The organism is Rhodococcus sp. ARC_M5 (genome assembly GCF_022810405.1).
Classification (GTDB): domain Bacteria; phylum Actinomycetota; class Actinomycetes; order Mycobacteriales; family Mycobacteriaceae; genus Rhodococcoides; species Rhodococcoides navarretei.
Window position 1 is genome coordinate 1 of record NZ_JALGQE010000058.1, and the last position, 338, is coordinate 338.

1 rRNA gene is annotated in these 338 nt (G+C 56.2%); it reads right to left on the reverse strand.

The window, feature by feature from the left end:
* A 5S ribosomal RNA gene (gene rrf / locus MTX34_RS25530) occupies nucleotides 1-102 on the reverse strand; the annotation flags it as partial.
* Nucleotides 103-338 lie beyond the last annotated feature (236 nt).

Sequence of the window (338 nt, forward strand, 5' to 3'; positions counted from 1 at the left end):
ACTCTCCCACACCCTGTCGAGTGCAGTACCATCGGCGCTGGAGGGCTTAGCTTCCGGGTTCGGAATGGGACCGGGCGTTTCCCCTCCGCTATGGCCGCCGTAACTCTGCGAAACAGTGTCACGAGCGGTCTCAGTCGGAGAACACATCCCCCGCATGTGCTGTCAGGGGTGGTGTTTCGTCTTGGACCTGTATTCGATTGTGCTCAGTGAACAACTCGTGTGTTGTTTCAGATATTGCACAGTGGACGCGTAGCTTCTTTGTGGTAAGTCCTCGGCCTATTAGTACCAGTCACCTGCATCGGTTACCCGACTTCCAGTTCTGGCCTATCAACCCGGTG